The 13,122-nt window shown below is 72.0% G+C and carries 10 protein-coding genes; 7 read left to right on the top strand and 3 right to left on the bottom strand.

Features of this window, described 5'->3' with window-relative positions; all coding sequences use genetic code 11:
- Window positions 1-840 (bottom strand): hypothetical protein, encoded by an 840-nt coding sequence (locus ACWC5C_RS02395; RefSeq protein ID WP_450873248.1) that lies wholly within the window; start codon window positions 838-840, stop codon window positions 1-3.
- Between the two features lie 233 nt (window positions 841-1,073).
- On the opposite strand from ACWC5C_RS02395, the gene ACWC5C_RS02400 reads away from it, so the two are divergent.
- Complete coding sequence (locus ACWC5C_RS02400) at window positions 1,074-1,871, top strand: S1 family peptidase (protein ID WP_450872885.1); 798 nt, start codon at window positions 1,074-1,076, stop codon at window positions 1,869-1,871.
- Window positions 1,872-1,949: 78 nt separating this feature from the next.
- On the opposite strand, the gene ACWC5C_RS02405 is transcribed toward ACWC5C_RS02400, so the two are convergent.
- The gene (locus ACWC5C_RS02405) at window positions 1,950-2,327 is read right to left on the bottom strand and encodes a VOC family protein (RefSeq protein ID WP_450872887.1); all 378 of its coding nucleotides are present in this window, start codon (window positions 2,325-2,327) and stop codon (window positions 1,950-1,952) included.
- A gap of 213 nt (window positions 2,328-2,540) precedes the next feature.
- On the opposite strand from ACWC5C_RS02405, the gene ACWC5C_RS02410 reads away from it, so the two are divergent.
- The 4 genes from ACWC5C_RS02410 to ACWC5C_RS02425 all read left to right on the top strand — a co-directional run bounded on the left by ACWC5C_RS02410 (window position 2,541) and on the right by ACWC5C_RS02425 (window position 8,816).
- On the top strand, window positions 2,541-2,900 hold the full coding sequence (locus tag ACWC5C_RS02410; RefSeq protein WP_450872888.1) for a chorismate mutase: 360 nt from the start codon (window positions 2,541-2,543) through the stop codon (window positions 2,898-2,900).
- A 111-nt stretch (window positions 2,901-3,011) separates the two neighbouring features.
- Window positions 3,012-5,567 (top strand): aminopeptidase N, encoded by a 2,556-nt coding sequence (pepN, locus tag ACWC5C_RS02415; RefSeq protein WP_450872890.1) that lies wholly within the window; start codon window positions 3,012-3,014, stop codon window positions 5,565-5,567.
- 400 nt (window positions 5,568-5,967) lie between these two features.
- A complete protein-coding gene (locus ACWC5C_RS02420) occupies window positions 5,968-7,359 on the top strand; it encodes a pyridoxal phosphate-dependent decarboxylase family protein (protein WP_450872892.1) in 1,392 nt (463 codons plus the stop codon).
- Window positions 7,356-8,816 carry a lysine N(6)-hydroxylase/L-ornithine N(5)-oxygenase family protein gene (locus ACWC5C_RS02425; protein ID WP_450872893.1) on the top strand — a complete coding sequence of 487 codons (1,461 nt, stop codon included), beginning with the start codon at window positions 7,356-7,358 and terminating at the stop codon, window positions 8,814-8,816. The genes ACWC5C_RS02420 and ACWC5C_RS02425 overlap by 4 nt, the downstream gene beginning before the upstream one ends.
- Window positions 8,817-8,830: 14 nt before the next feature.
- On the opposite strand, the gene ACWC5C_RS02430 is transcribed toward ACWC5C_RS02425, so the two are convergent.
- Window positions 8,831-10,633, bottom strand: a complete 1,803-nt coding sequence (locus tag ACWC5C_RS02430) for a bifunctional metallophosphatase/5'-nucleotidase (RefSeq protein WP_450872894.1) — start codon at window positions 10,631-10,633, stop codon at window positions 8,831-8,833.
- Window positions 10,634-10,818: 185 nt separating this feature from the next.
- Between ACWC5C_RS02430 and ACWC5C_RS02435 the strand changes: the two genes are divergently transcribed.
- On the top strand, window positions 10,819-11,508 hold the full coding sequence (locus ACWC5C_RS02435; protein WP_450873250.1) for an SIMPL domain-containing protein: 690 nt from the start codon (window positions 10,819-10,821) through the stop codon (window positions 11,506-11,508).
- 158 nt (window positions 11,509-11,666) lie between these two features.
- Window positions 11,667-13,097 carry a pyruvate kinase gene (pyk, locus tag ACWC5C_RS02440; protein WP_450872896.1) on the top strand — a complete coding sequence of 477 codons (1,431 nt, stop codon included), beginning with the start codon at window positions 11,667-11,669 and terminating at the stop codon, window positions 13,095-13,097.
- Window positions 13,098-13,122: the final 25 nt, after the last annotated feature.

The raw sequence follows: 13,122 nt of genomic DNA on the forward strand, positions 1-13,122 counted from the left end.
TCAGGTGTCGCACTCCAGGACCGTACGGCACAGTCCGCAGCGCGCCCGCAGCCTGCCGCGCACCGGGAGCCGGATGCGCTGACGGCACGTAGGGCAGGGGAAGGACACGCTGAGCGGCGGACCGCTCTCGAAGACGTAGTCGCCCCCGGTGGGGGAGGGGTGGCCGGACTGTGCCGAACGGCGGTCCTTGGCGTACCGGCGGCGGCCGGTCCACCCGGCGGCGGCGAGCGGCGGCTGTCGTTCGTCGCGCTCGGCCAGCTCCCGGCCTTTGGCGTACGCCTCGTACGCCTGCGGGCTGGTGAACCAGGGGGACGGGTCCTCGTCGAAGAGCCGGGCCCGCTTGGCGAGGACGTACCCGAACTCCTCCGGCGTCAGATAGCCCAGCTTCTGGCTGGTGACCGCGGACTGGCGGTACGCGTCGAGCAGCAGCCAGCCGGTGCCGAGGTAGGCGGCGCTGGTGTCGGTGAGGATCTCGTTGTCGCGGGTGCCGGGGAAGGCGAGATCGAGCCGGTGCAGATAGACGTGGGTGACCTCGTGGGCGAGGGCCGCCCCGATGTCGCGGCGGTGGGTCTTGAAGCGGGAGTTCAGCTCGATGAAGTACTCCGGCCCGGCGGCCAGCTCCACGTTCCCCGCGTGCCGCATCTCGCGGAAGCTCACGATCATCCGGGCGTCCGGCAGCCGCATGTGCTGCACCATCACCCGGGCCACCCGCTGGACGCCGAGGTGGAGGTCGTCCTGGTCGGAGAAGGCCACGTCACCGGGGACGACGCTGAGCCCGAAGGTGTCCACCGTGTCGCGCGAGAGCCGCCGGTAGAGCGCGGTGAGCGAGGCCCGGACCATGTCCAGGTGCGGATAGCCGTGTTCGATGTCGCTGCCCGGTGGTGCCGCCACGGGCCCACTGTACGGGCGGGGGCCGGGCGCGGGGGCGGGGCGCGCGGGGGCGCGCGGATGGCTGGAAACCCACCCTTGTCAGCCTGTTCGCGGACTTCACATAATCACAGGGCATGACACAGGTCCTTGTGATTTGGCATGGGCCTGACATTTTTGCACAACCCCCCACGAGAGGACTTCCGTTGCGCAACGCACTGAAGCACCTGAAGAGATCCGCGGCCCTCGGCGCCGTCGCCCTCACCGCCTTCAGCCTCATGCCGGGCACCGCGACCGCCCAGCCCACCGGTCCCGAGCCCGGCCCCTCCGTCGTCGGCGGCACCCGCGCCGCCCAGGGTGAATTCCCCTTCATGGTCCGGCTCTCCATGGGCTGTGGCGGCGCGCTCTACACCCAGACCCTCGTGCTCACCGCCGCCCACTGTGTGAACGGCAGCGGCGCCAACACCTCCATCACCGCCACCGCGGGCGTCGTCGACCTCCAGAGCTCCAGCGCCACCAAGGTCAAGTCCACCCGGGTACTTCAGGCCCCGGGCTACAACGGCACCGGCAAGGACTGGGCCCTCATCAAGCTCGCCGCGCCCATCAACCAGCCCACCCTGAAGATCGCCGAGACCACGGCGTACAACAAGGGCGACTTCACCGTCGCCGGGTGGGGCGCCGCCGTCGAGGGCGGCGGCCAGCAGCGCTACCTGCTCAAGGCCACCGTGCCGTTCGTCGACGACGCCACCTGCAAGTCGGCGTACAACGAACTCGTCGCCGGTGAGGAGATCTGCGCGGGCAAGATGGCCCAGGGCGGCGTCGACACCTGCCAGGGCGACTCCGGCGGGCCGATGTTCCGCAAGGACGACGCCGGGCAGTGGATCCAGGTCGGCATCGTCAGCTGGGGCGAGGGCTGCGCCCGGCCCGGCAAGCCCGGTGTCTACACCGAGGTGAGCACCTTCGCCCAGAACATCAAGACCGCCGCGGCCCAGCTCGGCGGCTGATCCGGCACCTAGCGGCAGGTACGGGACCCGGCGCGGCAGTGCGCGCCGGGTCCGCGTCACGTCCGGCCGCTGGCACCGCTACGGCTGGCCGTAGCAGACGCAGAACGGGTGCCCGACCGGGTCGCTGAACACCCGGAACCCCGACCGCTCCCCGCCGCTGTCGTGCAGGAACGTCGCCCCCAGCGCGATCACCTCCCGCTGCGCCCGCTCCGCGTCCTCGATCGTCGGCACCTCGAAGTCCAGATGCAGCTGCTGCGGATGCGCCGGGTCCGGCCAGCGCGGCGGCTGGTGGTCCGGCGCCAGCTGGAAGGCGATCCGCTGCCCGTCCGCCGAGGTGAGGAACGCCCACTCCGGGTCGCTGTCGTTCACCTCCCACCCCAGGATCGCGCCGTAGAAGGCGGCCAGCGCGGCCGGGTCCGGACAGTCGATGACGGTGCACTGAAGCGTTGCGATCATTCCGTGAGCCTATGACCGACCCCTGCGGGTGGTGGGGAAAATCCCGGGGTCAAAGGGAACCTCGTCTCGCGTTTACGGCTCCTCCACGGTGGAGGCGCCGCTACCGGGGGCGGCCTTCCCGGGAGACCGCCCCGTCCCCTTCATAACCCCCCACCGGGGGCGGGGCGGTCCCGGAGCATGGGCGGACGGCCCGCTGGCATAGGGTCGGGGGCCATGACGCACAGCGACACCGACCCCGCCGACCGCCCCAGCCAGCCGAACCAGACCAGCACCGCCGACGAGGCCGAGGACGCCGTACGCGCCGAGCTGGCCCGGCTGCGCGACAGCATCGACAACATCGACGCGGCGGTCGTCCATATGCTCGCCGAGCGCTTCAAGTGCACCCAGCAGGTCGGCCACCTCAAGGCCGCCCACAAGCTCCCCCCGGCCGACCCCGCCCGCGAGTCCCGGCAGATCACCCGGCTGCGCGAACTGGCGGAAAACGCCAAACTCGACCCCGCTTTCGCCGAGAAGCTGCTCAACTTCATCATCGCCGAGGTCATCCGGCACCACGAGACGATCGCGCGCTCCTGAGCCGACCCGCCGGGGCAGGTGAGGGGCGCACCACCGGTGGAGCGCCCCTTAACGCCCCTTCGTTCACCTCGCGCGGTGCCCCGCCCATGGCGCGTAGGGCAGCATGTCCCCATGTCCGTACTGACGCGCGAGGAAGCGCAGATCCGAGCCCGCCTCATCGAGGTCCACCGCTACACGGTCGACCTCGACCTGACCTGCGGCGACGCACGCTTCGGCTCCACCACGACCATCCGCTTCAGCGCCCGCGAGGCCGGGGCGGATACCTTCGTGGAGCTGAACCCCGCCGCCCTGCACCGGGCGGTGCTCGACGGACACGACCTCGCGCTCGACCCCGCCGAGATCATCGCCGAGGGACGGCTCCCGCTCACCGGCCTCGCCGAGGGCGAGCACGAGCTGCGCGTCGAGACGGACATGGCGTACTCGCGGACCGGCGAGGGCATGCACCGCTTCACCGACCCCGCCGACGGCGAGACGTACCTCTACACCATGTGCTGCATGTCCGACGCGCCCCGCGTCTTCGCGGCCTTCGACCAGCCCGACCTCAAGGCCGCCTTCGACGTCCGCGTCACCGCCCCGCCCCGGTGGACCGTCCTCGGCAACGGCATCGCCACCCGCGACGGCGACCCCGCCGACGGCCGCTGGACGCTCGCCCCCACCGCGCCCATCAGCACCTACCTGTTCGCGGTGGCCGCGGGCCCGTACCACTCCGTGCACACCGAGCACGCGGGCATCCCGTTCGGACTGCACGTCCGCCGCTCGCTCGCACCGCACCTCGAAGCCGACGCCGACGAACTCTTCGACATCACCCGGCGCTGCTTCGACCGTTACCACGAGATCTTCCACGAGCCGTACCCCTTCGACTCCTACGACCAGGCGTTCGTCCCCGAGTTCAACTCCGGCGCCATGGAGAACCCCGGCCTCGTCACCTTCCGCGACGAGTTCGTCTACCGCTCCGCCGTCACCGACGCCGAGCGCCAGACCCGCGCCATGGTCATCGCCCACGAGATGGCCCACATGTGGTTCGGCGACCTCGTCACCATGCGGTGGTGGGACGACATCTGGCTCAACGAGTCCTTCGCCGAGTACATGGGCTTCCAGATCCTCACCGAAGCCACCCGCTACACCGACACCTGGGCCGACTTCGGCGTCCGCCGCAAGACCTGGGGCTACGACGCCGACCAGCGCCCCTCCACCCACCCCGTCGCCCCCGCGCCCGAACTCGTCCCCGACACCGCCGCCGCCCGCCTCAACTTCGACGGCATCTCCTACGCCAAGGGCGCCTCCGCGCTGCGCCAGCTCGTCACCTGGCTGGGCGAGAAGGACTTCCTCAGCGGCATCAACGAGCACTTCACCCGGCACCGCTTCGGCAACGCCACGCTCGCCGACTTCCTCGACTCCCTCGCCCGCTCCACCGACCGCGACGTCCACGCCTGGGCCGACACCTGGCTGCGCACCACCGGAGTCGACACCCTCACCCCCGCCATCACCACCGACGGCGACCGCTGGAGCGCCGAGATCCGCCACGACGGCGGCGGCCGCGACGGCCGGAACCCGGCCCCCCGGCGCCCGCACCGCATCGCCGTCGGCCTCTACGACCACGCACCGGCCGCCCCGCACCACCTCGTGCTGCGCGACCGCGTCGAAGCCGAGCTGAGCGGCGCCGAGCCCGCCCTCACCCTCTCCTTCACCGGTCCCCGCCCCGCCCTGCTCCTCCTCAACGACGGCGACCTGACCTACGCCAAGGTCCGGCTCGACCCCGCCTCCTGGAGCGCCGCCGTACGCGCCCTCTCCGGCCTCCCCGACGCCGTCAGCCGCGCCACCGTCTGGAACGCCGCCCGCGACATGGTGCGCGACGGCGAACTCCCCGGCGCCGACTACCTCGACGCCGCCCGCACCCACCTCCCGCACGAGACCGACATAGCGATCGTCCAGGGCGTCCTCGCCTTCGCCCGCACCCAGATCGCCGACTGCTACCTTCCGGCGGAGCAGCGCCCCGCCGCCCTCAACACCATCGCCGCCACCTGCCGCGACCTGCTGCGCCGCACCGAGGACGGCTCCGGCCCCGGGCTGCGGCTCTCCGCCGTACGCACGTACATCGCCAGCGCCACCGCCCCCGCCGAGCTGACCGACTGGCTGGAGGGCGACACCGTCCCCGGCGGCCCCGCCCTGGACCCCGAACTGCGCTGGCAGATCCTCGGCCGACTCGCCGTCCTCGGCGCCGCGTGCCCCGCCGACATCGACGCCGAACTCGCCCGCGACTCCAGCGCCACCGGCCAGGAGGGCGCCGCCCGCTGCCGCGCCGCCCTGCCCGACCCGGACGCCAAACGGGCCGCCTGGGACGCGGTGTTCGGCGAGACCGGACTGTCCACCTACCTCGTCACCGCGACCGCCACCGGCTTCTGGCAGCCCGAACACCACGGCCTGCTCGCGGACTACGTCCCGCGCTTCTTCACCGACGCCACCGCCACCGCCGCCCGCCGGGGCCCCGCCATCGCCGGAGCCCTCGTCCGCTACGGCTTCCCGACGACGGTGGACGCGACGACCCTGCGGCTGGGCGAGGAATGCCTCGCCACCCCCAACCTCCTCCCCGCCCTGCGCCGCCGCCTGGAAGACCAACTGGACGACCTCCGCCGCGCCCTACGAGTACGCCTCGACGCCACGCACTAGCGTCCGCCCCCGGCGTGGTGCGGGCGGCCCCGCACCCGCCCCGCGGGCCGAGCCAGGCGTACGCCCACCGGGGCGCACTCCCTGCGGGGCGCCCCCTGCATGCTCCGCACCGATGTGCCGGGCGCCCGGCACCAGCGGCCCCGTACGACTGCCCGGCGGGCTGGGGCAGTCGTACGGCCGCCGGGCGCCCGGAACCGGACCGTCCGGCAGGCGCGTGGCCGCCCGGGGCGGCGGGGCGTCAGCGGGCGCATGGGCAGCGGTAGATCAACCCGCACATGTGCACCCGTACCACGTACGGGTGCACTTCGGGGCATCACCGGTCCAACCGCTTGCGGGCCAAGTAGCTTGGGGCAGCTCTGAGATCCGACCGACGCCACCACACTTCCTAGAGGCACCGCCCATGCCCGCTTCCGGCACTGCCCGCCTCCTCGCCGGGGGGAGCGAGGGGCCAGGCGCGCTTCGCCCGATGCTCGACACCGTCCTCGACGCCCTCGCCCACGGCGCCGCCGACCGAGGTGGGCCGCTGCCCGCCGGAGGGCCCGGCGCCGTGGCGCGGCAGACGCGGGACGCGGTCGTACCGGCCATCCCCGACCATGGGGACGGCGCGCACGGTGCGCTGCGCGCCCTCGTCACCGCGCTCACCGCCGGGGCCGCCGACCCGGCCGACCCTCACTGCGCCGCCCATCTGCACTGCCCGCCGCTGGCCGTCGCGGCCGCCGCCGACCTCGCCGTCTCCGCGCTCAACCCGTCCCTGGACTCCTGGGACCAGGCCCCCGCCGCCGCCGAGCTGGAGGCGCTGACCTGCCGGGCGCTCGCCGAGCTGGCGTACCCGTCCGGTCCCGATCCCGACGCCCTCGTCACCACCGGGGGTACGGAGTCCAACCAGCTCGCCCTGCTGCTGGCGCGCGAAGCGGCGCACGGCGTACCCCTCCGTATCGTCTGCGGCGCCAACGCCCACCACAGCGTCCACCGCTCCGCCTGGCTGCTCGGCCTGGACCCGCCCCACACCCTCCCCACCCCCACCGGCGTGCTCGACCCGGCCCGCGTCCACGACGCCCTCACGGCGGAAAACACCCGCCCCACCCTGCTCGTCGCCACCGCGGGCACCACCGACACCGGTGCCATCGACCCGCTCCCGCAGCTCGCCGACCTCTGCGACGGCCACGGCGCGACGCTCCACATCGACGCCGCCTACGGCGGACCGCTCCTGTTCAGCGACACCCTGAACAAGCGGCTCGACGGGCTCGACCGCGCCCACACCATCGCCCTCGACCTGCACAAACTCGGCTGGCAACCGGCCGCCGCGGGCCTGATCGCCGTACCCGACACCACCGCCCTGGCCCCCCTCGGCCACCGCGCCGACTACCTCAACGCCCACGACGACACCGACGCCGGGCTCCCCGACCTGCTCGGCCGCTCCCTCCGCACCACCCGCCGCCCCGACATCCTCAAGATCGCCGTCACCCTGCGCGCCCTCGGCCGCCACGGCCTCGGCGACCTCGTCGACCAGGTCTGCGCCCACGCCGCCGCCCTCGCCGACCTCATCCGGGCCCGCCCCGCCCTGGAGCTGTACGCCCGCCCCACCCTCTCGACCGTCCTCTTCCGCCCCACGGGAGCCGGACCCGCCGCCGTCGCCGCGCTGCGCCGCCGCCTCCTGCACCACGGCACCGCCGTCCTCGGCCGCGCGGCCACCCCCGAGGGGCTGTGGCTCAAGGCCACCCTCCTCAACCCGCACATCCAGCCCGGCGATCTGCGCCGGCTGCTCGACCTCGTGGAAGGCAACACGCCATGAGCACCGCACAACCCCCCACGCAACCGTCCGCCCCCGAAGCCGACCCCACCACCCCGCACGAGCCCCTGGACCTCGCGGGCATCGGCATCGGCCCGTTCAACCTCTCCCTCGCCGCCCTCGCCCACGGCGTCCCCGGACTGCGCACCGCCTTCTACGAACAGCGGCCCGCCTTCCACTGGCACCCCGGCCTGCTCATCGACGGCGCCACCGTCCAGGTCCCGTTCCTCGCCGACCTCGTCACCCTCGCCGACCCCGCCAGCCCCTGGAGCTTCCTCAGCTACCTCAAGGCCCGCGAACGGCTCTTCCCCTTCTACGTCGCCGAGCGCTTCCACATCGAGCGCACCGAATACGACGCCTACTGCCGCTGGGTCAGCGAACAGCTCCCCGGCCTCCACTTCGGCCACCGGATCGACGCCGTCCGCTGGGACCACGACCACCAGCTGTTCGAAATCGACTTCAGCAGGCTCGGCCCCGACGGCGAGGCCGCCGCCCCCGGCCGCGCCCACGCACGCCACCTCGTCCTCGGCGTCGGCACCGAACCCCACGTCCCGGAAACCCTGCGCCCCCTCGCCGACGCCCCCAACGTCCCCGTCCTCCACTCCGCCGACTACCTGGAACACCGCGAACGGCTGCTGCACACCGGCCACATCACCGTCGTCGGCTCCGGCCAGTCCGGCGCCGAGGTCTTCCTCGATCTGCTGCGCAACCGACCGCTCGGCGCCGAGGGGCTGCACTGGCTCGCCCGTACGCCGTCCTTCGCGCCCATGGAGTACAGCAAGCTCGGCCTGGAGCAGTTCAGCCCCGACTACACCCGCTACTTCCACGCCCTCCCCGAGGCCGTCCGCGACCAGCTCCTCCCCGGGCAGTGGCAGCTCTACAAGGGCATCGCGCACGAGACCATCACCGCCATCCACCACGAGCTGTACCGCCGCGCCCAGCACGGCGGCGGCTGGCCGGGCGCCGTCCTCACCCCCGGCGTCACCGTCCGCACGGCGGGCCGTATCGCCGCCGCCCGGCTCGAACTCCACCTGGAACACGTCCACCAGGGCACCCGCACCCGCCACACCACCGAGGCCGTCGTCCTCGCCACCGGCTACCGCGAGCGCCGCGTCGACACCCTGCTCGCCGCCCTCGACCCGTACATCCGGCGCGACTCCTCCGAACGGCCCCGCGTGGACGACCGGCACCGGCTCGTCCTCGACCCCCTCATCACGGGATCCGTGCACGTCCAGAACGCCGAGCGGCACACCCACGGCGTCGGCACCCCCGACCTCGGGCTGGCCGCCTGGCGCTCCGCCGTCATCCTCAACTCGCTCAGCGCCGAACCGGTCTACCCGCTGCCGTCCCGCACCGCCTTCACCACTTTCGGGCTCCAGCCGACCGGGCCGGGCGCCCAGGTCAGCGGGCGGATGCACCTTCCCGATCAGCGCACCGCCCGCGCCCATGCCCGGACGTGACAACTCAGGCGTGCCTAGAACACCGGCGTGCCGTCGCGCGTCAGCTTCCAGTCCACCGACGCGAACCCGGCCCCGTCGATCGTCCCCTTCGCCTTCACCCACCCGATGATCGTGTTGCGGATCTCCTCCGAGTTGGCCCACACCTGCTGGGCGGCGGCCACATGCGGGAAGTTGCCCCCGCCGCTCGCCCGGTAGTTGTTCACCGCCAGCACGAACCGCGCCGACTCCTCGACCCGCTTGCCGCCGAAGCGCAGCGCGGCGATCCGCGAACCCACCGGCTTGGCGATGTCGATCTCGTACGTCAGACCGCTCAGCGCGTCGTAGTTGTAATCGGGGGTGTCACCGGCGTTCGTCAGCTTCGACGGGTCCACGTCCCCGCCCGCCGGGGTCTGCACGTAATACCGCGCCGAGAACTCCAGATACGCCTTGACCTGGGCGCCCGTCAGCACCCGCGCCTCCAGCGTGTTCTCGAACGGATACAACCCCGCCACCTGCCGGATCGTGACCTCACCGGCCGGGATGCGCGCCGTGCGCGAGAAGCACGACGCCTGCGACAGCACCGGCAGCGCCGCGTGCTCCGTGCCCGCCAGCGCCGCCTTCACGGTCTCCGTCTGTACGTGGTTGATGAAGTCGATGATCGGCGCGTCCTTGTACGGCGCCTCCGTGGCCGCCATCGCCGCCGTGGACGTGCCGATGACCTGGTTGACGTACCCGACGACCTTCCGGTGCTCATCGCCGAGCAGCTTCACGATCCGCGGATCCTCCGCCACCGAGGCCGAGTTCAGCACCTTCGCCGCCACCGACTCCACCTGCCAGCGGCCCCGCGCCCACTCCAGACCGATGTCGAAGAGCGTCAGCCGCTGACCCCACTTGAGCGGTTCCGACAGCACGACCTCGCGGCCCGTCTCCTTGTTCACCACCCGGCGCTCGGCCATCTCCACATGCGCGTGGCCGACCAGGATCGCGTCGATGCCCGCCACCCGCTCGGCCACCAGCGCCGCCGCGTTCTCCACGTACGGCAGCTGATCTCCGTAACTCGACGTCCCGCTGCTGCCCGAATGCGCCGAGACGAGCACCACGTCCGCACCCATCGAACGCAGCCGGGGCACCCACTTCGCCGCCTGCTCCTCCAGACCAGGGAACGTCATCTTCCCCTGCACATGGGCCTTGTCCCAGATCGCGATCCCCGGGTTCGTCAGCCCCAGCACCGCCACCTTCACCCCGCGCCCGCAGGGCGTACGCAGCCGGGTCATCCAGTACGGCGGGAAGGCGGGCCGCAGCGACGTCGCGTCCAGCGCGTTCGCGCCCAGCAGCGGAAAGTCGCACTGCTCCTCGAACTTCCGCAGCACCGGAATGCCGTAGTTGAACTCATGGTTGCCGAGCGCCGCCGCGTCATAACCGATGAGGTTCATCGCCTGCGCCATCGGATGCACCGGACCGTTCGCTCCGGTGATCGGGTCGACCTTGGCGTAGTAGTACGACAGCTGGGTGCCCTGGATGGTGTCGCCCGCGTCGATCAGCAGCGTATTGCGCCGCCCCTTCTCCTGACGGACCTGCTCGACCAGGGTCGAGATCTTCGCGAGGCCGACGTCGTTGTGCGCCGCGTCGTCGAACTCGGCGTCCGTGAAGTAGTCCCAGTTGAAGACGTTGCCGTGCAGATCGGTGGTGCCCATGACGGTGAACTCGTACCGCTCTCGGGTACGCCCACGGCCGCGCGCCTCCGCCTGCGCCGGAGTGGCGGCCGCGGCCGAGGCGAGCGCGGCCCCCGCGCTGGTGGCCGCGGTGCGACCCAGAAACGTCCGACGGTTGAGCGGCATGGCTGAACTCCCCTGAGATACCTGCGAAATGAGCACAACGCGCGTAGATTCTGGCGCAGCCGCACCCACCCGCAACACCCCCGACAGGTTGCGATCAGGGCACGCCGAGGGCCCGGCACAGGGCAGGATCAAGCCACGTCCACGCGCCCCGTCCGCGAGCCCCGAACAGGAGCCTCCCTATGGATATGGACCGGCACGTCCCCTATGGCACCCCCGACACCCCGCGCGTCGCCGTGCTCGGCGAGGCCACGCTGGAGGTCGACCCCGAGATCGCCCGCCTCTCCGTCACCGTCAGCGCGCGCGGCGCCGACCGGCGGGCCGCGCTGGACGACCTCACCCGGCGCAACCAGCGGGCGCTGGACCTGGTGACGTCCTACGGCGAGGCGGTCGAGAAGCCGGAGACCGGCGCCTTCGCGATCACCCCCGAGCTGGCCAGGGGCCGCGAGGAGCGGGTGCGGGCCTACCACGGGCGGGTGCACCTCGCCGTGACCGTCACCGACTTCACCGCCCTCGGCGAACTCACCACCCGGCTGGCCGATCTCGAACTGACCCGCGTCGACGGCCCCTGGTGGGGGCTGCGCCCCGGCTCACCCGTCCACGGCCAGGCCCGGCAGCAGGCGGTCCGGGAGGCCGTACGACGCGCCCGCAGTTACGCGGACGCGCTCGGCGCCCGGCTCGTCGCCCTGGTCGAGCTGGCCGACCTGGCGGCGGAGGGGGAGACGGGCCCGCCGATGCCGATGGCCGTGGCGGCCCCGCGTAACCGCTCCGCCCGCTCCGGCCCCGGGGAGGCGGACGCGCTCGACCTGGAACCCGAACGCCAGACCGTATACGCGCACGTCACGGCGCGCTTTACGATGACCCGCCCGGAGCTGTGACCGGAGCCGTGAAACGACCCGGTGTAACGGCCCCGAATCGCTCATCGGAGCACCCCTATGCACGTTTCATTAGTTGTCGATTACCTGCCATGCAAAGGCCATGGGGGAGTGGCCGCTTTCCGGTTCTTTACCCGTGAGTAAGTCATAGGCTCGGCAGCATGCGCCGAGCAAAAATCGTCTGTACTTTGGGACCCGCGACCGACTCGTACGAGCAGATCAAGGCGCTCGTCGAAGCCGGAATGGACGTGGCCCGCTTCAACCTCAGCCACGGCACCTACGCCGAGCACGAGGAGCGTTATCGGCGAGTCCGCAAGGCCTCGCTGGAAACCGGTCGCAGCGTCGGCATCCTCGCCGACCTTCAAGGTCCGAAGATCCGACTCGGCCGCTTCCGTGAGGGACCCGTACTCCTTGAACGCGGGGACGAGTTCACCATCACCGTCGAGCCCATCGAAGGCGACCGCTTCCGCTGCGGCACGACGTATGACGGGCTGGCCTCCGACGTCAACAAGGGCGAGCGCATCCTCGTCGACGACGGCCGCGTCACCCTGGAGGTCGTCGACGTCGACGGGCCGCGTGTCCACACGATCGTCATCGAAGGCGGAATGATCTCCGACCACAAGGGCCTCAACCTGCCCGGCGTGGCCGTCTCCGTCCCCGCCCTCTCCCGGAAGGACATCGAGGACCTGCGCTGGGCGCTGCGCACCGGGGCCGACGTCATCGCCCTGTCCTTCGTCCGCAACGGGGACGACGTCGTGGACGTGCACCGGGTGATGCAGGAGGAGGACTGCAGGCTCCCCGTCATCGCCAAGATCGAGAAGCCGCAGGCGGTCGAGAACCTGGAGAAGATCGTCGACGCCTTCGACGGCATCATGGTCGCCCGCGGCGACCTCGGCGTCGAAATGCCGCTGGAGCAGGTGCCGATCGTCCAGAAGCGCGCGATCAAGCTGGCGAAGCGGAACGCGAAGCCGGTGATCGTCGCGACCCAGATGCTCGACTCGATGATCGACAACTCCCGCCCCACCCGCGCGGAGGCCTCCGACGTCGCCAACGCCGTCATCGACGGCACGGACGCGGTGATGCTCTCCGGTGAGACCAGCGTCGGCAAGTACCCGATCGCCACGGTCAGGACCATGGGCCGCATCGTCACCGCCGCCGAGGAAGACATCCTCGCCAAGGGGCTCCCGCCGCTCACCGAGCGCAGCAAGCCCCGCACCCAGGGCGGCGCGGTCGCCCGCGCGGCGGCCGAGATGGGCGACTTCCTCGGCGCCAAGTTCCTGGTGGCCTTCACCCAGTCCGGCGACACCGTCCGCCGCCTCTCCCGCTACCGCTCCCCGATCCCCCTGCTGGCCTTCACCCCGGACCCGGGCACCCGCTCCCAGCTCAACCTCACCTGGGGCGTGGAGACCTTCCTCGGGCCGACCGTCGACTCCACGGACGAGATGGTCCGCCAGGTCGACGAGGAACTGCTGCGGCTGGGCCGCTGCCAGCGCGGCGACCTCGTCGTCATCACGGCAGGCTCCCCGCCCGGAGTCTCCGGCTCCACCAACCTGGTCCGCGTCCACCACATCGGCGCCGACGACCTCCGCTGACCGCTGCGCCGCCATGTGCGGGCCG

It is taken from the genome of Streptomyces sp. NPDC001700 (assembly GCF_053596435.1).

Coding starts and splice junctions, on each gene's coding strand:
- ACWC5C_RS02395 (WP_450873248.1), bottom strand. CDS start 840: ATGGTCCGGGCCTCGCTCACCGCGCTCTACCGGCGGCTCTCGCGCGAC.
- ACWC5C_RS02405 (WP_450872887.1), bottom strand. CDS start 2,327: ATGATCGCAACGCTTCAGTGCACCGTCATCGACTGTCCGGACCCGGCC.
- ACWC5C_RS02410 (WP_450872888.1), top strand. CDS start 2,541: ATGACGCACAGCGACACCGACCCCGCCGACCGCCCCAGCCAGCCGAAC.
- pepN (WP_450872890.1), top strand. CDS start 3,012: ATGTCCGTACTGACGCGCGAGGAAGCGCAGATCCGAGCCCGCCTCATC.
- ACWC5C_RS02420 (WP_450872892.1), top strand. CDS start 5,968: ATGCCCGCTTCCGGCACTGCCCGCCTCCTCGCCGGGGGGAGCGAGGGG.
- ACWC5C_RS02425 (WP_450872893.1), top strand. CDS start 7,356: ATGAGCACCGCACAACCCCCCACGCAACCGTCCGCCCCCGAAGCCGAC.
- ACWC5C_RS02430 (WP_450872894.1), bottom strand. CDS start 10,633: ATGCCGCTCAACCGTCGGACGTTTCTGGGTCGCACCGCGGCCACCAGC.
- ACWC5C_RS02435 (WP_450873250.1), top strand. CDS start 10,819: ATGGACCGGCACGTCCCCTATGGCACCCCCGACACCCCGCGCGTCGCC.
- pyk (WP_450872896.1), top strand. CDS start 11,667: ATGCGCCGAGCAAAAATCGTCTGTACTTTGGGACCCGCGACCGACTCG.